The sequence below is a fragment of the Pseudoalteromonas sp. '520P1 No. 423' genome (assembly GCF_001269985.1).
GTDB lineage: Bacteria > Pseudomonadota > Gammaproteobacteria > Enterobacterales > Alteromonadaceae > Pseudoalteromonas.
The window spans coordinates 1,866,174-1,890,322 of the sequence record NZ_BBZB01000001.1; the positions used below are offsets into that span (position 1 = coordinate 1,866,174).

Annotated in this window: 19 protein-coding genes and 1 pseudogene; 12 read left to right on the plus strand and 8 right to left on the minus strand. The window is 34.5% G+C overall.

What is annotated here, in order from left to right:
* Nucleotides 1-75: 75 nt before the first annotated feature.
* The 3 genes from PSA_RS08555 to PSA_RS08565 form a co-directional block, all read right to left on the minus strand.
* Nucleotides 76-651 (minus strand): hypothetical protein, encoded by a 576-nt coding sequence (locus tag PSA_RS08555; protein ID WP_042153659.1) that lies wholly within the window; start codon nucleotides 649-651, stop codon nucleotides 76-78.
* A gap of 684 nt (nucleotides 652-1,335) precedes the next feature.
* Nucleotides 1,336-2,196, minus strand: coding sequence for a hypothetical protein (locus tag PSA_RS08560; protein ID WP_042153662.1), 861 nt, complete (start codon nucleotides 2,194-2,196; stop codon nucleotides 1,336-1,338).
* 748 nt (nucleotides 2,197-2,944) lie between these two features.
* Nucleotides 2,945-3,304 carry a hypothetical protein gene (locus tag PSA_RS08565; protein WP_042153664.1) on the minus strand — a complete coding sequence of 120 codons (360 nt, stop codon included), beginning with the start codon at nucleotides 3,302-3,304 and terminating at the stop codon, nucleotides 2,945-2,947.
* An 85-nt stretch (nucleotides 3,305-3,389) separates the two neighbouring features.
* On the opposite strand from PSA_RS08565, the gene PSA_RS08570 reads away from it, so the two are divergent.
* From PSA_RS08570 to PSA_RS08600, 7 genes and pseudogenes are all read left to right on the plus strand, one after another.
* The gene (locus tag PSA_RS08570) at nucleotides 3,390-3,710 is read left to right on the plus strand and encodes a hypothetical protein (RefSeq protein ID WP_042153749.1); all 321 of its coding nucleotides are present in this window, start codon (nucleotides 3,390-3,392) and stop codon (nucleotides 3,708-3,710) included.
* Nucleotides 3,707-4,057, plus strand: a complete 351-nt coding sequence (gene tnpB / locus PSA_RS08575; RefSeq protein ID WP_042153746.1) for an IS66 family insertion sequence element accessory protein TnpB — start codon at nucleotides 3,707-3,709, stop codon at nucleotides 4,055-4,057. The genes PSA_RS08570 and tnpB overlap by 4 nt, the downstream gene beginning before the upstream one ends.
* Nucleotides 4,058-4,140: 83 nt before the next feature.
* Nucleotides 4,141-5,661, plus strand: coding sequence for an IS66 family transposase (locus tag PSA_RS08580; protein ID WP_059364853.1), 1,521 nt, complete (start codon nucleotides 4,141-4,143; stop codon nucleotides 5,659-5,661).
* A gap of 26 nt (nucleotides 5,662-5,687) precedes the next feature.
* Nucleotides 5,688-5,933, plus strand: a pseudogene (locus tag PSA_RS08585) (transposase domain-containing protein); the annotation flags it as partial.
* A gap of 239 nt (nucleotides 5,934-6,172) precedes the next feature.
* On the plus strand, nucleotides 6,173-7,177 hold the full coding sequence (locus PSA_RS08590) for a transposase (RefSeq protein WP_059364860.1): 1,005 nt from the start codon (nucleotides 6,173-6,175) through the stop codon (nucleotides 7,175-7,177).
* A gap of 604 nt (nucleotides 7,178-7,781) precedes the next feature.
* Complete coding sequence (locus PSA_RS08595; protein WP_082305670.1) at nucleotides 7,782-8,975, plus strand: DUF1611 domain-containing protein; 1,194 nt, start codon at nucleotides 7,782-7,784, stop codon at nucleotides 8,973-8,975.
* Nucleotides 8,962-10,095, plus strand: coding sequence for an alanine/ornithine racemase family PLP-dependent enzyme (locus tag PSA_RS08600; RefSeq protein WP_082305671.1), 1,134 nt, complete (start codon nucleotides 8,962-8,964; stop codon nucleotides 10,093-10,095). The genes PSA_RS08595 and PSA_RS08600 overlap by 14 nt, the downstream gene beginning before the upstream one ends.
* Nucleotides 10,096-10,215: 120 nt before the next feature.
* Here PSA_RS08600 and PSA_RS08605 read toward each other — a convergent pair whose 3' ends face one another.
* Together PSA_RS08605 and PSA_RS08610 are read right to left on the minus strand one after the other, a co-directional pair.
* The gene (locus PSA_RS08605) at nucleotides 10,216-10,413 is read right to left on the minus strand and encodes a hypothetical protein (RefSeq protein ID WP_042153693.1); all 198 of its coding nucleotides are present in this window, start codon (nucleotides 10,411-10,413) and stop codon (nucleotides 10,216-10,218) included.
* 518 nt (nucleotides 10,414-10,931) lie between these two features.
* Nucleotides 10,932-11,948, minus strand: a complete 1,017-nt coding sequence (locus PSA_RS08610; RefSeq protein WP_059364865.1) for an IS110 family transposase — start codon at nucleotides 11,946-11,948, stop codon at nucleotides 10,932-10,934.
* A 304-nt stretch (nucleotides 11,949-12,252) separates the two neighbouring features.
* Here PSA_RS08610 and PSA_RS08615 point away from each other — a divergent pair, with 304 nt between their 5' ends.
* Nucleotides 12,253-12,612: a ribonuclease E inhibitor RraB gene (locus PSA_RS08615; RefSeq protein WP_042151687.1), complete on the plus strand. Its 360-nt coding sequence runs from the start codon at nucleotides 12,253-12,255 to the stop codon at nucleotides 12,610-12,612.
* A gap of 203 nt (nucleotides 12,613-12,815) precedes the next feature.
* Here PSA_RS08615 and PSA_RS08620 read toward each other — a convergent pair whose 3' ends face one another.
* Nucleotides 12,816-13,673 (minus strand): trypsin-like serine protease, encoded by an 858-nt coding sequence (locus PSA_RS08620; protein ID WP_042151686.1) that lies wholly within the window; start codon nucleotides 13,671-13,673, stop codon nucleotides 12,816-12,818.
* Between the two features lie 312 nt (nucleotides 13,674-13,985).
* Here PSA_RS08620 and dgt point away from each other — a divergent pair, with 312 nt between their 5' ends.
* Entirely contained in the window at nucleotides 13,986-15,452 is a 1,467-nt protein-coding gene (dgt, locus tag PSA_RS08625) for a dGTPase (RefSeq protein ID WP_082305672.1), read from the plus strand.
* 90 nt (nucleotides 15,453-15,542) lie between these two features.
* Here dgt and PSA_RS08630 read toward each other — a convergent pair whose 3' ends face one another.
* Nucleotides 15,543-16,985 carry a hypothetical protein gene (locus tag PSA_RS08630; protein WP_042151683.1) on the minus strand — a complete coding sequence of 481 codons (1,443 nt, stop codon included), beginning with the start codon at nucleotides 16,983-16,985 and terminating at the stop codon, nucleotides 15,543-15,545.
* Nucleotides 16,986-17,368: 383 nt separating this feature from the next.
* Here PSA_RS08630 and PSA_RS08635 point away from each other — a divergent pair, with 383 nt between their 5' ends.
* Both PSA_RS08635 and PSA_RS08640 read left to right on the plus strand, forming a co-directional pair.
* The gene (locus PSA_RS08635) at nucleotides 17,369-18,436 is read left to right on the plus strand and encodes a serine hydrolase (protein ID WP_052380224.1); all 1,068 of its coding nucleotides are present in this window, start codon (nucleotides 17,369-17,371) and stop codon (nucleotides 18,434-18,436) included.
* A gap of 289 nt (nucleotides 18,437-18,725) precedes the next feature.
* Nucleotides 18,726-20,123 carry an alkaline phosphatase PhoX gene (locus PSA_RS08640; protein ID WP_042151680.1) on the plus strand — a complete coding sequence of 466 codons (1,398 nt, stop codon included), beginning with the start codon at nucleotides 18,726-18,728 and terminating at the stop codon, nucleotides 20,121-20,123.
* Nucleotides 20,124-20,896: 773 nt separating this feature from the next.
* Here PSA_RS08640 and PSA_RS08645 read toward each other — a convergent pair.
* Nucleotides 20,897-23,188: a DPP IV N-terminal domain-containing protein gene (locus PSA_RS08645; protein WP_052380223.1), complete on the minus strand. Its 2,292-nt coding sequence runs from the start codon at nucleotides 23,186-23,188 to the stop codon at nucleotides 20,897-20,899.
* A gap of 259 nt (nucleotides 23,189-23,447) precedes the next feature.
* On the opposite strand from PSA_RS08645, the gene PSA_RS08650 reads away from it, so the two are divergent.
* Complete coding sequence (locus tag PSA_RS08650; protein WP_042151677.1) at nucleotides 23,448-24,137, plus strand: DUF3667 domain-containing protein; 690 nt, start codon at nucleotides 23,448-23,450, stop codon at nucleotides 24,135-24,137.
* The last annotated feature ends 12 nt before the right edge of the window (nucleotides 24,138-24,149 follow it).

Below are 24,149 nucleotides of genomic sequence, written 5' to 3' on the forward strand. Positions count from 1 at the left end.
TTTATTATTAACAGTAATTTTTTTGCTCGCTGAATAATCAAAGTATTGATTTTTTTAAGTGTTTTTACAGTGAACTCACCAGAATCGACTAATTGGGTATAGTAGCCTAGTTGAATAGTACCAACTTTTCTTACCATCAATATAAACGGTAGCATCTTCATGCTCGCTCGTTATTCTTAACTTATATTTATCATCAGATAAAAATGGTAAATACTCTTCAATTAAAGTTTTGTTTACCATTGAATCTGTAGTGCTATCTATTTCATTGTAAATGGCTATTTTTTTTGATTCCGTCACTCCTTTTTTCTTTAAAGATACATATAAATTACTTAAATATACCAGCTGGCTTTTTTCTGTATCTGTTAAGAATCCGGTTTGATCTAAGTTGTATTGCCCTTGAAATTTTTTTATACCTGTTCTTGACTCGAAGGTATCCAAATCACCATCAAGCTTCCCATTGTACAGCGCCATAACACCAAGCGCAGCTTGGATTTTTTTCTCTTTTAAATTAGGTGTAGAGTTGCCACGCCCATTTTTTTGAAAAGAATCAGAGGCTACATTAGCAAAAAATGTACTAAAGAAGCCGGCGTTTGCTACAGGGCTGACCGAGAATAAAGCAGCTAAGGATATGGGGAGTATTTTTTTGATCATAACAGTCCTTTATTAAAATGACACCTGTTCAATTTTCAACCTAACAACAATAGCATACACCGTTATTTTTATAAAATAATAATGACAAATTTAACTGCACAAAAATCATTTTTTTGTATTTGAGGGCTGAAATTTTACTTCTGATAATTAGGATTATCAGAAGTAAAATAATATTTTGTATGCTTGATATTTAGGGAGTTGTTCCACATAGCACTGATTTATCACTGTAAATGCCTACAGCTCTTCTTTTACTTGGACTTAGTTGATAATTACTCGTTAGGGTCAACGGTTTGTCGGTAGAATTCTCTCTAGCCCTTATATAGCAAGGTTTATAGAGTCAATATATATTTTGAGTTCACTTTACATGGTTTCTTTAATTTGGTTAATTTACCTATCAAATTTACTTTTTTTAGAGCGCTAAAAAAATGGTCGTTTAAATGGCACTAAAAATTTATTATGAATTAACCTACAATATATCGATATAACAATAATTTATAAATTTTAGTCACTAAAGTATGTTTTCATATAAATAGCGGCATCCTTTATTTATAAAGGATGCCGCTTATGAGTACAAACCAGTGCTATGTGGAATTACCCCAAGAAACGTTAAAATATGCCAGGAAAGGCGATACGCTTGTCGTGTGGCGACTAAATAAGTGTTTCTTTAATTTATAATAAGTGATCTTAGTGTTTAAGTGTGCATACAAATTTACCACTTTCATAATTACAAGAAACTTTATATGGTGAAGAAAATTTATTTACAGGCTCAGTAAATAAAACATTGAACTGTTTTGCCCACTTTTCAAAATCATCATAAGAAGCTTTACCTTGAAAATTAAAATCATGACCCGCAAGGCTTTCTTTTGAAAAAGGAACTTGGTTTCCATTTTCATCGTAAGCTGAACTTTTAACAATGTTCCATGAAGATGTGTCTTTATTAGGATAAACTTTTACATAACCACCTTTTTCAAAAATTAAAATCAGTGGTTTATTAAAAGCAGAAGGTTCAACCTGAATCTGAGTTGAACCAGAACCTACAGTGATTGTATTGATTAAACCACTGTAGAATTCCCAATATGAATATATTATAGGATTTCGAGCTCTAAGCTGTAAGTATGAGCGACTTTGAAGACCTCCATTACTCAACCAATCATACACTGAAGTATCTGGCGGAACATCAAACCCTTCATCTATTTCAATCGAAGTCACTCCTTCTATTTGAGGACCTGATTGGATTCTAGAATGCATTAGATCTAACGCAGATATAGTTTCTAAAAATTTGGCCCTAATATCACTATCAACACTATATTCCGTTGCAGTTGGAACTGGAATATAATCTTCAATATATACAATACTTATACGGTATCTTTTTATAATTTTATTTACGCTATCACTTACATACACTTCATCTCCTTTTACTGTTCTCATATCTAACGCTACTGATTTATATTGATGGTCATAACATCCATTGCAACTTTTAACATATGTTTTTGCGCTGGCTAATCCAGATAAGAGTACAAGTGTGAGCGTGATTAAATATTTCATTTATTTTCCTTAATAATGAGGTTGGCCGCTACTATAAAGTAGGTACTAAGTAAGTCAATTAAACAATATTTAAATCATTTAATTCTCCAACCTATTGATATTAGATTAATTAAAGTTTACTGTTAGACTTTGATATTAATATTGTTGTTATGAAAAAGGAAATGTTAAATAACATGAGTAAATTAATAGATGTTTTTTCGTTATTTATTATAATTATCAGTTGGCTGTTTTCGATAGGTTTGATATTAAGTGGTTTTCGTATAGATAATTCAGGTTTACCGATAGCTGGATCAATTCTTATTTACACTCTTGTTTACAGTGAAATTAATAGAAATAAACAAAAACCATAATTTCACTGAAATAGAACAAAAAACTAATCGTGTGCAAATATATCATAGAAGAATCCCTTTAGTGGGTGTAATAATCGGGTTAACTCCATTTCCTCACCACAATATTGACATGATAAAGGGTTACGTCCTGCAGCTTTCTCAAATAACTCCGCATATTGACATAACTGATCATCGCATCAACTAAATCACCTGCTATGCGCGCTATCACTTCATACCATTTTTTAAACCTTGCGGTAATACATGTTCCTATAAAGGGTCGGTTGAATAAAAGAACGGTTTTTTCTTAAATTTCCGTACATATCCGCGCTTAGATTATCTTTGTTATTTCTAGCCTTTTTTCAGCTCTTATCGTGTCACACCTAACCAAAAACCAAAGTAAACTCAAGTGGAATTTCTTTTTATAAATCATCTAATCTATCTAAAATAGAAGATAGATTTTTTTCTTTTTCGGGTCTTGATTTTTCTAGTGCTTTTTCTTCTAGTCTTATTTCTGCCCTGCGTGTTTCAGCTCTTACTTTTTCCCTTTCGAGTTCAATTTCTCGCTCTATATTGGATTGAAAATTAAACTTTTCTTGTGCTTCCTCTGCTTTTTTTTGTTCTCGGTTTTCGCGTCTACCCCTCATGAATGCAGTGATTTTGTACGGTAGTTTGTAGAGTGTTTTTTTGTGTATTTGGTTGTGAATAATTAAAAATAAAAGTCCGAACCAAAAAGGGCATAAAACCCAATAAATTAAATCTCCACCGCCTTGAGTTTGCAAGCGAAGTAAGCGCTAATTTAACCCCACATTCCAATTTCAATCAGCTTTAAGCAAAATTATCTCATCAAATTAATTCGGGATAATTATGAAATATCAGCAAAAAATTAAACATTGGCAGTCACTCTTTATTCAGCAACAAAACAGTGGTCTTTCTATTACTGATTTTTGTAAACAGCAAAAATTTTCAACTTCTACATTTTATGCCTGGAAAAAACGCATAGCCAAAACTAATGGCAATAAGCCCCTGCCGACTCAAAAGCAACAACTTATTCCCTTGCTTGTTGAAGGTGCCGCTGAACTTCAAACGACCTCGCTCAAATTAAGTACACCAACCGGCTATCAATTAGAATTTGATGAGGACTTATGTCATCAAAAGCTTCATCATATTGTGAGTTTACTTAAATGATCTGTCCTCAACAGGTATATTTGGTCACTGGCTTTACTGACATGCGTAAATCCATAAATGGTTTATCAATCATTGTTGCTGAGCAACTTGAGTTAGATCCTCTCAATCAAGCTTGGTATGTTTTTTGTAATAAACATCGCGATAAGCTAAAAATTTTATTTTGGGATACTAATGGTTTTTGGCTCTATTATCGACGTTTAGAACAAGGTCGCTTTCAATGGCCGAAAAACAGTTGTTCATTGGCTGCTATGGGTATTGAACAACGCCAGTTGCAATGGTTACTCTCAGGCTTGCCTGTTAGTAATCCGTCACGACATCACACATTATCAGGCCTATCGGTTATGTGATCCTGAAGAGCATTTTTTAGGTATTGAACGATCTTTTTACTGTGTCATGCTAGCCATACTTTGAGATAAATAAAGCTTTATAAATGTCTGATAATGCGCAAATAAATCAACTGCAAAAACAACTGGCGGCTTTGCAAGCTCAGGTTGATGCATTGCAGCAAGATAAACAAGCATTAAAAGAAGATATGGTTGAAATGCAGGCGCGTATTGATCACCTTCTTGCAGAATTGAAACTGAGCAAATCTCAAAAATATGGCAAGAAAAGTGAGAAGGCACCACGTGGCACCTTTAACGAAGCAGAGCAAGCAAAGTCAGCGCCCAAGCATCATAAAAAAGGCAAACAAACACTGCCTGAAGATATACCGCGTGAAGAAGTTGAACATGTATTAGCAGATAGCAGTTGTATGTGTTGCGGGAATGATATGCATGTTTGTGGCACTGAAGAAAGTGAACAAGTTAAAATTATCCCAGCCAAAATCAGTGTCATAAAACACAAGCAATTCAAATACGCTTGTCGTCATTGTGAAAATACTGAAATCAAAAACAAAATCATTACCGCTTCCAAGCCAAAACAACCGATACCCGGCAGTATTGCCAGCGCGGAAACACTGGCTGCAGTTGTGACGGCTAAATATTGTGATGCGTTACCGCTTTATCGACAGGTTGAGATATTCAAACGCGGTGGACTTAGCTTGTCTCGGGGCACGCTGGCAAATTGGTGTATTAAAGCTGGCGCAATCATTAAACCTTTAGTTGAAGCAATGAGACGACATTTACTCGCTCAGCATAGTTTATGCGCCGATGAAACTCGAGTTCAGGTATTAGATGAGCCTGATAAAAAAGCCACAAACCAATCTTATATGTGGGTGTATCGCAGTAACGAAATGAGTGAGCAACCTGTTGTGGTTTATGATTACCAGGCGGGTAGAAGTCGCGCCTGTTTAAAAGAATTCCTAGGGGATTATCAAGGATATTTACAGTGTGATGGCTACCCTGTTTATGACAATGTTGAAAATATCACGCCTGTAGGCTGCTGGGCACATGCCAGGCGTAAATATAATGATGCACTTAAGGCTGAGTCAAAGAATAAAGGTCGGGCACATAAGGCAATCAGTTTCATCAGTAAACTTTATAAATTAGAAACGCAGGCAAAAAACAAGAAACTAAGCGCAAAGAAACGCTATCAATTACGGCAAGAAAAAGCCAAACCAATATTAGCAGCATTTAAAATATGGTTAGATGAAGCCAAGATAAAAGTCACCAAAGAGAGCCATATTGGCAAAGCAATCAACTACACACTTAATCAATGGGATAAATTAAATCATTATATAGAAGATGGTGAATTAGGTATCGACAATAATATAACGGAGCGAGATATCAGACCATTTACCACGGGACGGAAAAACTGGATGTTCTCACAATCAGTCAATGGTGTAGAGGCAAGTGCGATACTTTATAGTATTGTCATGACATGTCGGGCAAATGATATAAACCCATATTACTACTTCCAACATTTATTTAAAGAAATGCCAAATCGAGAAGAAAATTCAGATTTAACAGATTTAATGCCGTGGAATGTGCAGCTAGACTTTGATTATAACTAGCCGCACCGCCTAGTTGCGCGTTTACTAATATAACGGAGCGAGATATCAGACCATTTACCACGGGACGGAAAAACTGGATGTTCTCACAATCAGTCAATGGTGTAGAGGCAAGTGCGATACTTTATAGTATTGTCATGACATGTCGGGCAAATGATATAAACCCATATTACTATTTCCAATATCTGTTCAAAGAAATGCCAAATCGAGGAGAAAATTCTGATTTAACCGATTTAATGCCGTGGAATGTGCAGCTAGACTTCGATCATAGCTAGGCGCACTGCTTAGTTGTGCGTTTACACAACACAAGTCTATACCAAGGTTGTAGATACGTTCTTGAAGCAAGAATACCACAAGTGCCACCCATCAGCTATGAATAAGCCGCACCTATCAGCGAATGTGTTTGAAGAAGACTATAAAATTAGACAGCCATCTTTTTCTTATTGAAAACTAGTCTAAAATTCATTTTTTAGACTAAACTTTAACCACTGATGAATTGTTATTGGTGGTTATTATGGCTAGGGCGAGAGAGTCGTTAATCGATTTAGATGCAACCCCTTATTATCATTGTATAAATCGCTGTATCCGAAGAAGTTACTTATGTGGCGATGATAAATATTCAGGTAATAACTTTGACCATCGTAGAACTTGGTTAGTAGATAGAATCAAATTCCTTTCAACTGTTTTTTCAATTGATATCGCAGCTTATGCGATTATGTCTAATCATTATCACCTTGTTTTAAAGGTAAATAGGGAAGAGGCTTTAAGCTTATCTAATGATGATGTTATTGAACGTTGGTATCAGTTATATCATGGTTGTATTTTGGTCGACCGTTATAGGTCGGGTGAAAAACTCAATGCAGCATACATGTTTAGAATTAATGAAATAGTTAATGAATGGCGCATAAGGCTATATGATATTAGTTGGTTTATGCGCAGCCTAAATGAATTTATAGCGCGTAAAGCGAATAAAGAAGATAATTGCACGGGTAAATTTTGGGAAGGGCGTTTTAAATCACAGGCTTTGCTAGATGAATCTGCAATTTTAAGTTGCATGATGTATGTTGATTTAAATCCTATTAGAGCAAAAATGGTTGACTCACTTATAGGCAGTGATTTCACCTCAATTAAAGAACGAATCAAGCAATACCAATCTTTTAAAAAACAAGACAAATCTAAAAATAGTAAATCTAATAAGAAACCTGAATTTACAGTCTTACAGCAACCAAAGTTACTATTAGAATTTGGCTGCTCAATGGATAAAAATACCATTCCTTTTACGCTTTTTGATTATTTAGAGTTAGCTGATTTTAGTAGTCGTTTAATCGTGCCAAATAAACGAGGTTCGGTTTTGAAAACGACTCCAAAAATTTTAGCTGTTTTAAATATTGAAGTTGATTCATGGCTCAATACCATTCAACACTTCAGGCGGCATTATGCTAACTTCGCAGGTTCAAAATCATCTTTAATGAAGTGTGCACATAGTCACAATCATAGTTGGTATAAAGGTTCCGGGTAGTTGCTCAACCTTATTTAAGTTTAACAATTGTTGCTATCTAGCAATTTAATTGATTGTGCGCGTAATTTATAAAACCTCAATAATTTGTATTGTATTTCGTGAAATAAAACATGAAACTCTCAAATTAAATATATTTATAGTAACCAGCGTAAGCTTTTAATTTCTGAGTGGGGGTTTTTATATCAATGAGATATTTATGTCTAATCTTTTTTAATCTTTTTTAATCTTTTTTAATCTTTTTTTTTGAAGTGTCAATATAACGAAAATGATTTTTCCAATCTGGGGCTTTGAGTCATAAGAAAAAAACTAGTAAATAATTTCTTTAAAATTTACTTAATTGGTCTTTTACTAATCATTATCGTTAACTCTTCTCGTTTTAATAATTTTTGAAAGCATGATGTTGATATTGATTCTGTTAAGTAATCAAATGTCAAGTTAGCCTCTTAAATGTTATGTCATTGTAGTTAAATGATTGGTGGGAAATTGCCAAGTGTGTTAGTATTGAAATTCTCCCTACCGCTTAGTAGGGACTTCTTTTCTTTTTCGAGATTGAATCTCGACACTCCTCAGACGCCCTTCTAAGCCTTACTTTAAGGCTATTATTATGTCTACTCCTTCAAACTATAATGACTTTAGAAATATTAACGTCAACAATACTTTTAATTCGTTAAGACAGGCAACTCTGCTAAAAGAACAAGATAATTCCATTCAACCGACTGCTATCATTTTTTGCGAAGGGAATTTTGGAAAAGCTGATGGTAAAACGGCGAATGGTTTGATTCGGCACTCCCAAAAGTATCGCATAGTGTCTGTCATTGATAGCAAATTAGCTGGTTTGGATTCTGGTAAGGTACTAGATCAAAAAGCCAATGGAATACCCATAGTTGCAAGTTTAGAAGACGCTATAAACCTAAGCGAAACTCTTCCTCAATACTTCATTTTCGGTCTTGCTCCTACCAGCGGTTTTTTATCGAGTTTAGAAAGAAAAATCATTTTACATGCCATGTCCTTGAAAATGCATATCATCAATGGTCTACATGAGTTTCTGACCGAGGATTTAGCATTTGTTGACGCGAGTATTGAGCATGGTGTTCGAATATTTGATATTCGCAAACCTAAGCGAAAAGAAGAGCTTCAAATATTTAGCGGTAGAGTTCGAGAGGTGAACTGCCCTAGAATAGCTGTATTAGGTACAGATTGTGCATTAGGAAAACGAACAACTGCGACCATTTTGGCCAACGAATTAACTAATAAAGGTCTCAATGTTGTGATGATAGCAACAGGACAAACAGGTATTATGCAAGGGGCGCGTTACTGTGTAGCTCTCGACGCAGTCCCTTCCCAATTTTGTGCTGGAGAATTGGAGTCGGTTATTGTTAAAGCATATGAAAAAGAAAATCCAGACTTGATTATTATTGAAGGACAAGGTGCCTTAAGTCACCCCGCATATTCTACCAGTTCGTTCATATTGCGTGGCAGCTGCCCAACCAGTGTTATTTTACAGCATGCTCCTAAACGTCAGCACCGTAGTGATTTTCCAAATATGCCAATGCCCTCAGTTGCTTCAGAAATAATACTGATTGAGACATTTTCAGACACATCGGTTATTGGCTTAACGCTCAATCACGAAGGAATGTCTTCAGATGATATTTTTACTGCGATTGATGGTTACTCCAATGAGTTAGGTATACAGGTTACTGACCCGTTGTCTCAGCCAGTTGAAAAATTGCTCGACATCGTGCTGTCAGCCTATCCTCAATTGGCAAGTAAACTGGCTGAAAAGAATGAAGTATCCTAGATTAGATGTCGATTGCACTAAAGTCTGTCATAACGCTCAGTACCTTATGGCTAAATTAGCTTTAAGAAACATTTCAGTTACTCCGGTAACTAAAGTTTTTTCAGGCCATCCTATTATTGCACAAATGCTTATTGATGCAGGAGCAGAAATGGTTGCAGATTCTAGGGTCGAAAATATCCAAAGGTTAACTAAAGCTGGTGTTTTGGTGCCGAAAATGTTGATTCGCACGCCGATGCTCAGCCAAGTTACCAGTGTTGTTAAATGGTGTGATATTAGTTTGAATACTGAGATAGATGTTATTGAAAAGCTTTCCTGTGTCGCAAAGCAATTAAATATCACCCATGGAATTGTTGTCATGATAGAACTTGGCGATCTGAGGGAGGGCGTTATGCCGGAACTTATTATTGGCTTTATCAAACAAATTATTGATTTACCCAATATCATCATTAAAGGAATAGGTGCAAACCTAGCGTGTCGGTATGGTATTGCTACTGACGAAAAAAATATGTCACTTCTTTCAAATTTAGCCGATGACATTGAAGCAAAGTTTGACCTCAAGCTTGATATTATTTCAGGGGGAAATACTGCTTCAATTGATTGGGCAATTAATCATACCAGTACAACCCGTGTGAATAACCTCCGTATCGGTGAAGCGATTTTTCTAGGCTTTGACTCATTAACTCAAGAAAAAATTGAAGGTTTATATACCGATTCAATTACATTGACTGCTGAAGTGATTGAGTCAAAATTAAAACCGTCTTTGCCATGGGGAAGTATAGGTGCCAATGCATTTGGAGAAAAGGAATATACTTCAGAAAGAGGTGCAGTATCACAAGCTATTCTTGCGTTAGGCCGTCAAGATGTATGTATTACAGGACTTAGTGCTCCTGACGGAATGACAATAATGTCATCAACGAGTGATCATCTAATTATTGAAACTTCAGGAAAACCGCTATTAGTTGGCCAAACTGTAATGTTTAACTTGGACTACAGTGCACTCTTATCTTCTATGTCATCATGTTATGTCTACAAATATTTCAATAAACATATCGCCAGTAAGGTGAGCAACAATGCCATGAATGAAAAAGGGAAAGTAAACGCTACTATTGCTCTGCCTTAGTTGCATTGAGAGTTTTAATCAGAATGTGGCTGAAAGTTAAGACATCATTAATGAGTAAGGTTGAGTTGTAGACGTAAAATGCATTAATTTATGGGATTAGCTGGCCTTGCAAAAAAGCGTTTATTCCATGAAAGTAGAACTTTGTTGAATTTTTTCATTTAACAATGCTACGAACTCTGCTGAGGTATATAAACCTAGTAGCTCAGCGGCTTTTGCTAATGAAATGTCCTTATGGTGTGCTGTATGAACTATTTGCGCTGAAACATCATAGCCTAGCATAGGGGCAAGTAAAGTGATTACAGACAAATTTTGTTTCATTTTGCGCTGAATTTGTGATTTATTTAACTTGAGGCCATTAACACAGCAAACCAATGGGGTCAAGCAAACCAATGGGGTCACCCATTAGGAATTTCCGGTCAAGCAGACATGTGTGTTTTCTTGTGTTTTTTATTAAAAACCAAGTAAAAATGTTTTTTGTACCGCCAATTTCAATTATTTATTAATACGCACCTAAAAATCACAATGTTGGTGTGAATATGCACCAGTCACCCATCTGAATTAAAGCGGTGTAGTCAGCCAATAAACTGGATGACTACTGCTCTTGGCTACAAAGCCTCAGTAATTATTTAGTGCCAAAGTTAATCCAGTTCTTTACAGAAGTTTCTGTAATTAACAGATCTATGGCTTTGCCTGCTAAAGGCAATCCAACCCGTTATGGCTTTAACTTTGGGCATACTCATTTTTACAATTAAATTAGAATGGTTAAGGTAAAGGTTTAATCAGGTCTCGTGGTTTTTCCAATCCCTTGTATAACTCATTACCTTAACCAAATTCTGTTAACAAAAAGCTTTTTTAGCTTCAAAAGGCACGTCATCTCGCAAAACATAAAAGCAAGCTCTCGCTAATTTATGGGCCACTGTTTTTATCGCAACAGTTTGATTTGTTTTTGCTGCTTTTCGTTGATAATAACTTTTCACTGTTTTGTTATACCTGATAGCAAAGCTAGCGGCTTCAACAAAAGCCCATGCCAAATATTTATTGCCATTTTTTGAATTTGTACTGCCTTTCTTTTTACCATTACTGTAACGAGCACCACTGACACATCGACAATAAGATGCGTAATTACCTACCTTGTCAAAACGCTTAATATCACCAGTTTCAAGCATAATAGTGAGGGCTAAAATATTACCAATACCATCAATGCTAGTCAGTTGTTGGAATTGCGCTCTTAATTTAACTTGTTCTAATATGACACGTTCAATCGTCTTAATTTGTGTTTTTAGACAGTTCATTACAGCTAGGTTGCAAACTGTAGCCTGGCTAACATTTGTTGATAAAAAATCTTTTTCTATGTCTTCAGCTGAGAGTTGTTTTATTTTGTTATTACTCAGTTTATAACTCAAATGACGCATATATAGCCCCTGGATGGACAAAAGGTTTTTCGTGGCTTGTTGAACAAGTTGCATCCGTTTACGCATCAAATCTCGTACTGCTCGCTCTGCTTTTGGATAGATATACCCCTCAGGTAGAATATTTAATCTCAACATTTCTGCCAGCCAAGCAGCATCACTATTATCATCAGCATATTTCAAACCAGAATACTGCTGGATCGCTGTCGTATTGGCGAGATGAACACAAAATCCAGCATCCATTAAAGCGTCGACTAACCAATACCAGTTAAAAGTAGACTCAACTACTAAGCCAACTAATTCATTTTCAAAAGAGCCTAAAAACTGAAAAATCATATTTAAATCATTGGGTAATTTTTTTCTTGCTTTAATTTCACCATTTTCATCTTTAATAGCAAATACACTATTATTTGAATGTAAATCAATTCCACCATATAGTTTCATCTTAGGCTCCTAGTGTTCGTAAAAGTGTTTTGGACGGCACATACTTTACGCTTAACACTTAGGAGCTTTCTATATGATTATCAGGTCTTGCATCGTGCAGTCAGGATAAGTAAAACTAAACATTAATTCTTTTCTTGTTGAAAACGAGTTTATATTGACCTTAATTCATTAATGGTAATGATATTAATTCTCATTTCTTTGTTTTCTGGTTTCTGATAAGGTGTAACAATATAAACAAGTGAAAATATTGACTTATCACTTGGTTTTGTAAATTGAGACATAAATTTAGGAATAATAGATTTTAATGAATGAAAATAATGCTTGGCCACAAGATGTTGATGGAGATGTTTTACGATTACTTCAGGGAAGGGGGTTTGATTTCAATTTAGATCACGAAATTGAGTTTATGATCGATTTTAAATGCTGGCCATTAAGCCAAGCGCAGCAAGCTGAAGTGCTAAAGAAGTTACCAGAGGTAAGCTTTGTAGAAACAGAAGCGGAATTGCTTGAAGAGGGTGATCCTACTGGATATGTATCGTTTAAGGTTAAAAACAAGGTAACGTATGATTTTATTACGCAAGAGCCGCAAAGGTTAAGCAACCTGTTTGTTAATTTGGATGGATATTGTGACTCTTGGGTTGTTGTTAGTGGCTGTGGTTCTTAACTAAAATAACTGGTGCGGGTCTTTCGTTGTGCACCGCAACACATATTACATAATTTTATATTCAAAAGGTTAGCAATACTTGCCTAACCTTTTTTATTTTTATTCTTTGCCAGATATGCTTTTTAACACATCTAGCTTGTTTTATTTAAAATAAGTGAATGAGCAACCCATAAATACTGAAAGTCTAAGGATACTAATTTACTCTAATTGCTGGACTGTGATTTTCTCTGTTGTACAGACATGGTTTGCGTGATCCAAGATTTTAAAGTGTTAACACTAATATAGTACTCTTGCCAACCGTATTTACCTTCTCTTTCATGTTTTTGCTCATTAGGGTAGTCGCCAGCAGAGCTTATCCCAGCAACATAGTAAACTGAATCAATTTTTACAAGTGCTGGGCTGCCACTATCGCCTGGGCCATTAATACCTTCTAATGGTAATGTGTTTCCGCTGTTAGGAGCGTCAAAATTAAAGACTAAATAATTACCATCTACGGCTTCTATTTTATTATGCGCCACACGAAACTTTCTATCGTTCACCCTATCTTGGCGCGAAACACCTGTGACGCCATTACCAAAATCTCCCCAGCCCATAACTTCAATGATTTGATTTACTTTTACTTCTGACGCTAATAAGGGCAATGTATTAATGTTTTTGATAGGGCTAGCCAACTTAATTAATGCAATATCAAATGATTGGTCCTTTACTTTATCTTCTACCCCAACAATGTCGCCTTGGCTATTTCTAATGGCCTTCATATAACCATACTCAGGAGGCATATAAATAGATGAAACTTCTGCATCATTGCCAGCAATTACAAACTTGCTACCAGGTTTCAATAAGATAGTACAATGCGCAGCTGTAATAGCCCATTGTGATGCGAGCATAGTGCCAACACAGTTTTTTAGTTTGCCATTATCATGCAATGGAAAAATCGCAGGAAAGTCAGCTTCTTGTTTAACATACTCACTGTCGTTTTTGTCATGCCTAATTATCATTGCACTGGCTTGTAGGCTAGTTGCAATACAACAGCTCATGATTAACTTACCAATTAAATTCATATTTTTCCTTACTTTTTATGTTAGTTATATATTGAAATAAGCAAGTAGCACACCAGGTTGTAAGGTATTGATATTTAACTGTTATTCTGCTTTGAGTTGCTGGTTTTATTAGGTGTTTTTTCGGTTTTGTGAAAATATTTATGATTTCGAAAAAGGAGGTTGTTGCTCAATTGCTTATGTTGAAATAGAAGGTGTTAAACAATAAGTTAATATAATTTTGATATATGATAATTAAACCTTATAGTTCAATAATATATTTGGCATGATAGGGACAACCTAACGCAGTTTCGAGATGTAGAGGGAGATAACATCATGGCTAATATTAACTTTAAAACAAAAATAAACTTTATTAGACCTTTTAATACTTATAAAACAGAAAATATTCCCTTAGCTAACCAGCATACAGCTTTTGAAAGTGATAGGGGACGCATAATAAATTCAGCTGCAATTCGAAGACTACAACAAAAAACACAGGTTTTTCCGCTTGAACGTAATGCTGCAGTAAGAAGTCGGCTAACGCACTCTATGGAAGTACAGCAAGTTGGTCGGTTTATTGTTCAATCTATTTTCAAAAGCTTATCACCAAATAAGCTCGCTGAATATGGCCTAGAGGGTCTTGAGAGATCAATTGAAAGTCTAGTTGAAATGTCTTGTTTAATGCATGATATAGGTAACCCTCCTTTTGGTCATTTTGGTGAAGAAGCATTAAATCAATGGTTTATAAAAAATATTGCGCAATTAACAACTTTAAGTAGTGGCAATATTTTTATTGGTAATGAAGATTTACTTGAAGATTTGAAACAGTTTGAAGGTAATGCCCAAGCAATAAGATTAATTCATTCATTATTAAACTTAAATCTGACTTATACCCAAGCAGCAGGAATTTTAAAATATACTAGACCAGCAACTATGAAAAAATCCGAAGTGGTTAGAGACAAAAGCTATTTAATGAAAAAGGTCGGCTACTATTTCGCTGAAAAAGAATATGTAAATAGCATGATGACATCTTTAAATATAGAGCATGGCTGTCGTCACCCAATCTCTTATATTATGGAAGCAGCCGATGATATATCTTATTGTTTAGCGGATATAGAAGATGCAGTAGAAAAAGGGGTTTTAAGTCGAAATGATTTAAGTACTATCTTAAAGGATATGTTTGAAGATGTTTTAATCAATCAACTTAAGATTGATGACATTAATGCAATATCTCAATGGAAAAAGGCAGTTGAAAGTGCAGATAAAGTAGAGAATGATGCAAATTATTTTATTAAGTTGCGCGTAGCATTAATTCATCCATTAGTTGAGCATGCAACTACACGATTTATTGATAATATTGAAGCTGTATATCATGGCACTTTTAATCAAGCTTTATTAGAAGATAACAGCCGATATCATGCAATTACGCAGACCTTAAAGCAAATCGCATTAAAATATGTATTTTGTAATCAAGAGGTTGAAAAGCTTGAATTACAAGGGTTTAGAATAATTAGCGGCTTACTTGATGCTTATAAACCCTTATTAGAATTAGATAAACATGAGTTTGAACTGGCGATAAATAAAGAAAAAGGGGCGCCACTAATTGAAACGCGATTGTGTAATAAACTCCCAATAAAGCATAAGGAGACCTACTTAAAAGCTGTTTCGTTACTAGATAAAGGAGCAGAAAACTATACGTGTTTAGAGTTTTATTATCGTTGTCGATTAATTCAAGATTATATAAGCGGCATGACAGATCAGTTTGCTTATGATGAATATAGAATGTTGATGGTTATCGAATGATAAATAAGCTTGATTTTATGGGCTATTTTTTATGAACTAGTTCCAATATGAAAAGGTGACTTAGATCACCTTTTTTGATTAAAGAATCGCTTACATTAAAGCATCATATGCCTTATTCATGACTTCTATGGTTATATTGTTATTGCCATATTGGCCAACTACACGATTGAGTTTTAGCTTGTTATTTCGCACAAAATCAACAAAAGTTCTAGTGTAGTTAGGGATCACCTTAGGGATAGTGTTATCAAATGGAATGTGTAAAAAATCTGATTGGAAAATGATACCAGCGTTATCGAAGTGAACAAAGCTTTGGCGTTTAGCGTGCATGGTTTCTAAGATGTAAAACTTAGCTCCATAAATATTTTGCTCGTTCTCTAAAATACGAAATTTGAAATTTTCAATGTCGTTTGAAAATGCTTTATGTGCTTTTATACCTGCAATTGTGTAACTGTCAGCAATAATCTCAACACCTTGTTTAGCATAAAGATTAAGCCCTGAAATTTCATCGCTATGTGGATGAGTGATGTGCACAGATTTTAGAGTTTTATTTGGAAATTCCTTTTCAATAAAACTGATAATTTTTTTTGCTAAATCAGTACTGCCACTTACCCCAAATGCCATGATTTTATCGTCTTTGACTTTTAATAAGCTATTACGTCTTCCAGCTGAGTCTGTCACTAAATACAGATCTTCAGATAATAAGCTTGAAAATAATTTGCCATCACCTCTGGGTAATTCTTGATCATACCCTTGTGGTAGTTTTAGTCTATTAGGATCTACTTGATTAAGAATGTTAAAACTGTCGTTATAAGTGACATATTGAGGAACTGTTGCATCATTGTAATGTTGGTGTACTACTCGAGCGTAAGTAATGCCTCGGGTCGTTTGATAGTCATAATATTCAAAGTAACCATTAAGCGGTTTATGGTTAACTGAAATTAATTGTAAAGGCTGATTTTTGAACTTGTAATCTATTGTGTCACCGCTAGGTAATGTATGAGTGACTAGGGTCGTTTGAGACTTTTTGTCTTTGATAAGGGTAAGAGCCTTTTTGCTATTTTGTTCTTCAAGTAATGGCCTTACAGCCATAAAATCAAGCTTCATTACTAGATAGTTAGTTACAGTATCAAACCTGTTCATATTTTGTTTTATAACGGCTTTTCCAAGAAATGCACCGCTTTTATCATAATAATAACCCTCGGTATTATTTTGAAATTGCACTCTATCAAACAGTAATCCGCCAGGGAAATAGAGGATGTCGTTGTCATAATAGTGTTTTTTTTCAAGATCAACTTCTATTGTTCTGATCGACATAGCGCGATTGGGCATTTTAAAATCCCAGTAATTTTTATCTCTGTATTGTTTATTTAGAAAGTGATGATTAAGAGAGAATGCCTTGATAGATAAGGTATCTTGGTAGTGGTCTTTTAATTTATTTACAAAGTGCTGCACTTCCTCTGCTTTAACCAAATTAGCTTTAAATAGTGAAAGTAATAGCATAAATATCAAGGTGTTGTTTATATAGGTATGCATAGTGAACCTTATGTTTGGGCGGTTTTTGTACAATATACATTTTTGATTGGGCGCTCTTATAGGCACTTAATGTAAAATCATTTTGCTTATGTTTTACAAAAGTTTACATATCTAGGATGTCTTATTTGCTAAATAAGATAATTGCAACGGATTTTTATAGATATAAATGTATTTAAAAGGAATTAATATCCTAAGTGCAATGTGTTCTCTAAAAGCTTGAAATTAAGGTCTTAAATATTAATAAATAGTTAAATTTACCAAATGTTACGAAACAGGTACTTGTTAAGAAAGAATAAATCAAATAAAATCAATGGTATATAGTATTTTAAATTGGCGTATCAATTACCTATTTAAACTAAATTGTTATTTTAAATGAGAAATGAATGAAGAAATATATATATTTAGGCCTTTGCACTGTGTTTACAGTACTTTTTCAACAATCAAGTTTTGCATCTGAAACAAATATGGATTATCAAAAAATCCTTGAAAAAGCGGTGAGTAAAAATGGGCCGGGTGTTGCTGCTTTGGTAAGTAAAAAAGGTGAAGTTATTTTTAAAGGAGCTTATGGACTCGCTAATATAGAACATCAGATACCTTTGAAAACTGATGGCGTTTTTCGTTTAGGCTCAATTACCAAGCAGTTTACAGGTGCAGCAATTTTGTTGTTACAAGAGCAAAAAAAATTAACAGTAACAGATAATATCAATCGATATATCCCTAATTTTCCAACTCAAGGTCATAAGATTACAATTGAGCAATTGTTAACCCATACATCAGGGCTTGGTAATTTCACAGATGACTTTAATATATTTGCTAATGAAGCTTTAACATCGAAATCTATTGATCAAGTTATTGAGAAATTAGCACAATATCCAATGAGAACAAAACCAGGTGAAGAAATGTATTACTCTAACACTGGTTATGTGTTGTTAGGTAAAATAATAGAAGTAGCTAGTGGACAAAGTTATGCTAAATTTGTCGAACAGCATATTTTCAAAAAATTGGATATGAAATCTAGCCAGTACGGCGGCTCTCAAATAATTAAAAATAGAGTTAATGGTTATGATGCCACTAACAAAGGAGTTGTAAATGCAGGATATATTGATATGTCTTGGCCTCATGCTTCAGGTTCTTTGTTGTCTACATTAGAGGATATGAATAAATGGTTTACAGCACTGACAAATAATCAGTTGATTTCTCAAAACAGTTATAAACAAATGACGAGTCCTGTCATATTAAATAATGGTAAATCATCAAACTATGGTTATGGTTTGTACATCGAAAAATTTAATAAATACCAAGCAGTTTCACATAATGGTGGGATCCATGGTTTTGCTACGTCCGGTTACTTCTTTCCGGAAAAAGATATTTATATCGTGGTGCTGAGTAATTTCAGTGGTCAGGATGCGGGGAAAGTTGCTTTATCATTAGCTGAGAAATTACTTAATTAATAGGGATCAAACATTTATAGCCACATGTATCTAATGGTTTATCGTCAAAGCTAGGTTGGAATCTTAGTGTATAACGAGTGTTAAATTATATTGTTAGAACTTGTGGCTATTAAAAAGTATTCAATACACTTAAACTCAAACTCTTTATTTAGACCCTATTTTGATTTTTATTGTGATGTTATATTATATCTTTTAGTAACATGTAGAAATTTAAGTTAGTTTAATAAGCCTTTAATGAAAATATCATCTTGGTTGCTTAATCTTATTTAAAAAATTTAGGGGCAAATTAGTGGTTTCTCGCAGACAATTTACAAAAAGTACAGTGACTTTGGCATTTATGGGGTTAGGCAGTAGTTTATTAGGCTGTGCATCAACTTCTGCTAATAATAAAAATACGATGGCTATGCCATTAAATAATGGTTATGGACCTTTAATTAAAGACAAAAATGGTTTATTAGATTTACCGCAAGGGTTTAGTTATTCCGTTATTTCTGAACTAGATAGTATAATGGATGATGGTTTTAATGTACCTAATAATGCTGATGGCATGGGCTGTATTAAACTTGATGATGAACGAGTTGTATTAATACGTAATCATGAATTAAGCCCAAAACATTTAAGCAAAGCTACAGTATCTATTCAAAACCATAAAACACCGCTTGCTTATGACTCGACCTCTAATGGGGTTGCATTACCAGGTGGTACGACAAATATTATTTATAACTTGCGAACAGGTAAGGTAGAGCGCGAGTTTTATAGTCTCGTTGGCACAATACGAAATTGTTCGGGCGGTACCACTCCTTGGGGTAGTTGGTTAACTTGCGAAGAGTCTGTGAAAACTGCAAACAATGACATTAAAGCAGATCACGGTTATGTATTTGAAGTGCCGGCCAATGCTACGGGGTTAATTGATGCGAAACCAATTATCGCTATGGGACGTTTTAACCATGAGGCGGCCGCAGTTGATCCACGCACGGGTATTGTTTACTTGACTGAAGACCGTGGCGATAGTTTGTTTTATCGATTTATTCCTAATATTAAAGGCAAACTTAATCTAGGTGGTCAACTTCAAGCATTAGTCTTCAAACAAGCTAGTGGTTTCGATACCCGAAATTGGCAAACGAACAACTTTCCAATTTCAAATTGGCATGAAGTAGAGTGGATAAATCTAGATAATCCACAAAGCCCTGAAGATGACCTTAGAAAACGCGGTTTTGCAAAAGGAGCTGGGTTATTTGCCCGTGGTGAAGGCATTCATTTTGCTGATAATGAATTATATTTTTGTTGTACTAATGGTGGTAAAAAGCAGTTAGGGCAAATAATGCGTTATCAGCCATCAGCATATGAAGGCTCACAAAATGAGTCCAAACATCCAGGATTAATTCAGCTGTTTTTACAAAGTGAAGATGAGTCTTTATATAACTTTGGTGATAACTTAACAGTAACACCACAAAGTCATTTATTGGTTTGTGAAGATCAATATACTGATGTGACAAAAAATCATTTACGTGGTGTAACTCCTAAGGGTGAAGTATATCCCTTTGCTAAATTGAATATTCAGACTGAGCCAGCAGGGACGTGTTTTTCACCTGATGGCAGTGTATTGTTTGTAAACATTTATGCACCAACCAAAACATTGGCGATAACTGGCCCATGGGGAAAGTTTAAAAGCGAACGTAAATCTTAGTTGTCTAACTTTCTTTTACCATGTTTATAAAGATATTGGGCCTGTTGAACAGCTTGAAAGTCAACAAGCCCTATATTCATTCTTAAGTTATAGCGTTCAAACTTATCTAATAATTACGCATTACTGCTAATTGAAACAACGCTGCTTTTTGCGTTATTTTCTTCATCAGTTACTTCTTCATTGATTTCTGTCGCATCTTCAATATCTTACCTAGTGAATACAGAGTTCTTAAAAGTCCATCATTCTATATAGGCTTTAAAAAAGTAAAAGATTGATATGTGTATTTATGTGATTGATTTTTATGGTTTTAGTTGATTTTAGTTGTGGGAACTATTGGGTTTATTGTAAGTGAAGTGTTAAATATGTTATTAAATTGAGGCGTAATATCTAACATCGACTTCTAAAGAAAGTCACGTATTTAATTCCTGAATTTGTAGTTTAGGTAATGATATCTAATCACTATTACCTAGTATCAAATAAAATCAGGGAAGTTACTTTATAAAAAAAGGGACTAATATCAATTCCAATAAATATGTGATCAATCTAAATGGTCTAAATATATAATAGCTGCGTTGCCTGCATGGATGCAGGTACTTAGGTTTAGTCTGGAGCTATAAACCTGTGCTTTCAATCCCAATAGCCAGCTATTGGTCAATCAAGCGCCTTGCTCTTGAAAATTTATCCTAATTTATATTAGATCACTAACTTAATAGAATTGGTATAAAAAAGTCCCGCTTATTTCTAATCTAGATTAATTTGAGTGAGCAATTATTTTACTCTTCAGTATGAGTGAACTGATATTCCTTTACTGGTTGTGCGCCAAGTAAATGCTCAACAAAATAGTCCCAACGCTTTCTAATGAAATAATCACTATTATTTAAAAAGTGATCTTGGTTTGGATAAATCATTAAATCAAAGTCTTTGTTTGCTTTGATTAATTGATTCACGAGCTGCATAGTTGCAGCCGGGTTAACATTTTCATCTAATTCACCATGAGCAAGCAGTAATTTACCTTTTAATTTGGCAACACTTTGCGGATTTAGGTTTGTTTGTTGATCCCAGTGTTCAGCGACTGGATAGCCTAACCATGTTTCATTCCAGCCTGTTTTATCTACTCTAAAATCATGATTACCAGAAGCGGCTACACCGACTTTAAAAAAGTCAGCATGTCTAAACATGGCCTGAGCTGTATCATAACCACCCGCAGAAAAACCATAAATCCCTACCTTATTAACATCTAAATATTTATGTTGCTTAGCCAGTGCTTTAATTGCGTATACATGATCATCTACTCCAGCAGACAAATTTTGATAAGCCGCTAAGTGGAATTGTCGATCTCGCTTACTGGTGCCTCTACCATCCATTTTAATCACAATAAAGCCTAACTCAGCTAAAGATTGTGCTTGCTGATAATATGTCCAAAACGATTTAGGGGTAAAAAAGCCATGAGGGCCGGTATAGGTGGCATCAATCACAGGGTAACGTTTATTGACATTAAAGTTACTCGGCTTATACATTAAGCCATATAATTGCGTATGTTGATCATCAGCGAGTACGCTAAAGGCTTCAGGTGCACGCCAGCCTAGCGTAATTAATTCACTTATGTCGGGTGAGCCAACAGTTGTTACTAATTTTCCATCTAAAGTGCTGCGTACTGTATTTGTAGGTACACTTTTATGATCAGAAGCAATATCTACAAAGTATTTAAAGTCAGGAGAAAGTCGCGTGCTGTGCTCTAGTGGTTCAGATGTTAATAAAGCTTGCTTTGTACCATCTAAATTCACTTTGTATAAATGGCGTAAATAGGGATCTCTATCATTAAACCCACCTGAAGCTTCAAAATATAAAGTACGTGATTCTTCATCGACGCCTCTATTTGCACGAACATAGCAATCACATTGTGTGATTTTATTTTTGAGTTGTCCGTTTTTAAGGTCATATAAATAATAGTGTTGTGAGCCTGAACGTTGACTACTCCAGATCAATTCATTTGATTTTTGTAATATCCATATATTTTGTGCCCATGGGTCTAAAAATTGTGCTGATTTCTCTTCAACAATTAATCTTACTTGTTGGTTTTCAGGATTATATTCATGAAGGCTTATACGCTTTTTTGCGCGAGCTTGGTCTATAAAGTAAAAACGGTTGTTATCTTCCCACCAACCCCAAATTGGGCCACCATAATAAGTTTGCTGTAGTTTAGGGGTATCTACTAAACTTACTTTTTTACTCGCTATATCAATTGAATAAATATCACCTAGTGGAATATGTTTATCACCTGCTAAGGGGTAATAATAGCTATATAGTTTTGGTCTTAAGCCCTCATCATGGCTAGATTGCACTAAATGTAATTTACCAACTTTTCGGCGATCGAGCCTGTGCGTAATAACAGTACGACTGTCTGGCGCCCAAAATACATCCAGTTGCTGCTTTACATTTTTAGCATCTTTATTGATATAATTTTTTGGGTTCATATTGTTTACGGCATAAGGATAACCTTCGCTGCCATCAAAGGTTAGCTGAGTTACTTTATCCGTTTCATGTTCAGTTAAATACAAGTTCCATTGCTTTACACTTAATGAATATAAACCATTTGGCGAACTGTATTTTGGTTGAGTAGCGGCTGCTTTTTCAGCTAATTGAGTACATTGACTGGTATATAAGTTACATTTATAGTCTTGATTTTGGTAAACGAGTTTCAAATGATTTTCGACTAAATCTAGTTTTTTTATGTCTATCGAAAAAATTTGCTCTGCATCATGGTTAATACTGAGTTTTAGTTTTTCATGATCAAATAATGGCGTAACAGAAGCTGAAGTGGGTTGTACTTTGAAATAACTTTTATTGCCTAATTTATCTTGCTCACTGTACCAAAAATCACTAGTTTGATTGATCCATTGTGGCTCAACAACCAAATTACGGACTTTAGCTGCTACATTTTTAGGTAAAAAATTTTCAGCCCTTTGATAATCGGCTTTAGTCACTTTGACTGATTGATTTTCTGCCGTTATCGAACAAGCAGTTAAGGATAAGCAAGTTATCAATAATCCAGCTTTTCTAAACATATTTATCTCCATCCCATATTATTTTCCTTACTATAATTTATTTTATAAAGTATACAATTGTTTTATTGTTTTATTGTTTTATTGTTTTATTGTTTTATTGTTTTATTGTTTTATTGTTTTATTGTTTTATTGTTTTATTGTTTTGGTTTTCTTAAATAAACGATTATAAAGTCAAATAAGAGAGCCATACTTTTCTTCTTGAAAACTAACCTTATAATGATATTCGCCATTATTTATTTTTAACTTAATGATTAAACAAATGAATTGTAAAAATTGCCAAACACAACTTCAAGATGATACTAAATTTTGCTCATATTGCGGACAAAGAGCTTCAAGTCTAAATAGACCATTTCTTGATGTCGTAAAAGAGATGTCACATGAATTATTGGATATTGATGGTAAGCTGTGGCTTACGTTACGCACAATGCTTACTAAACCAGGCACATTGACACATGAGTTTAACCAAGGTAAACGGGTTAAATATACACCGCCTTTACGTTTATATCTTGTGATTAGCATACTGTTTCTCATAGTATTTTCTCAACCTTATCAAATGCTTGACCTCGGTGTTAAGTTTACAGAGTCAATGCTTAGTTATTATTCTAAAGTGATGTTTGTGCTTTTTCCTGTGTTTGCATTAATCGTTCAGGTATTTTTTCGACAAACATTTTATATTGGTAATTTAGTTTTCTCCATGCACTTGCATAGTATGGCGTATATTTTTCTAATGATTATCGCGCCTTTAGAAGTGATGGAGCAGTCTCATATCACGTTTTTATTGCTGCAATTTTTGCCTGTTATATATTTAACTTGGTATGTTTTAAGCGCTTTTAAGGTGGTTTATCAGCAAGCTTGGTTGTTAATTATTGTTAAAACTATGGCAATTTACATGATTTATATGGCGTTATTAGGCTTTGTTTTTGATGTGGTGTTCAAATATATAACTTAATTGAAATTGTTT

Bases quoted from the DNA above. Each gene is read 5' to 3' on its own strand.
- PSA_RS08555 (WP_042153659.1), bottom strand. From the start codon at position 651: ATGATCAAAAAAATACTCCCCATATCCTTAGCTGCTTTATTCTCGGTC.
- PSA_RS08560 (WP_042153662.1), bottom strand. From the start codon at position 2,196: ATGAAATATTTAATCACGCTCACACTTGTACTCTTATCTGGATTAGCC.
- PSA_RS08570 (WP_042153749.1), top strand. From the start codon at position 3,390: ATGAAATATCAGCAAAAAATTAAACATTGGCAGTCACTCTTTATTCAG.
- tnpB (WP_042153746.1), top strand. From the start codon at position 3,707: ATGATCTGTCCTCAACAGGTATATTTGGTCACTGGCTTTACTGACATG.
- PSA_RS08580 (WP_059364853.1), top strand. From the start codon at position 4,141: ATGTCTGATAATGCGCAAATAAATCAACTGCAAAAACAACTGGCGGCT.
- PSA_RS08590 (WP_059364860.1), top strand. From the start codon at position 6,173: ATGGCTAGGGCGAGAGAGTCGTTAATCGATTTAGATGCAACCCCTTAT.
- PSA_RS08595 (WP_082305670.1), top strand. From the start codon at position 7,782: ATGTCTACTCCTTCAAACTATAATGACTTTAGAAATATTAACGTCAAC.
- PSA_RS08600 (WP_082305671.1), top strand. From the start codon at position 8,962: ATGAAGTATCCTAGATTAGATGTCGATTGCACTAAAGTCTGTCATAAC.
- PSA_RS08605 (WP_042153693.1), bottom strand. From the start codon at position 10,413: ATGAAACAAAATTTGTCTGTAATCACTTTACTTGCCCCTATGCTAGGC.
- PSA_RS08610 (WP_059364865.1), bottom strand. From the start codon at position 11,948: ATGAAACTATATGGTGGAATTGATTTACATTCAAATAATAGTGTATTT.
- PSA_RS08615 (WP_042151687.1), top strand. From the start codon at position 12,253: ATGAATGAAAATAATGCTTGGCCACAAGATGTTGATGGAGATGTTTTA.
- PSA_RS08620 (WP_042151686.1), bottom strand. From the start codon at position 13,673: ATGAATTTAATTGGTAAGTTAATCATGAGCTGTTGTATTGCAACTAGC.
- dgt (WP_082305672.1), top strand. From the start codon at position 13,986: ATGGCTAATATTAACTTTAAAACAAAAATAAACTTTATTAGACCTTTT.
- PSA_RS08630 (WP_042151683.1), bottom strand. From the start codon at position 16,985: ATGCATACCTATATAAACAACACCTTGATATTTATGCTATTACTTTCA.
- PSA_RS08635 (WP_052380224.1), top strand. From the start codon at position 17,369: ATGAAGAAATATATATATTTAGGCCTTTGCACTGTGTTTACAGTACTT.
- PSA_RS08645 (WP_052380223.1), bottom strand. From the start codon at position 23,188: ATGTTTAGAAAAGCTGGATTATTGATAACTTGCTTATCCTTAACTGCT.
- PSA_RS08650 (WP_042151677.1), top strand. From the start codon at position 23,448: ATGAATTGTAAAAATTGCCAAACACAACTTCAAGATGATACTAAATTT.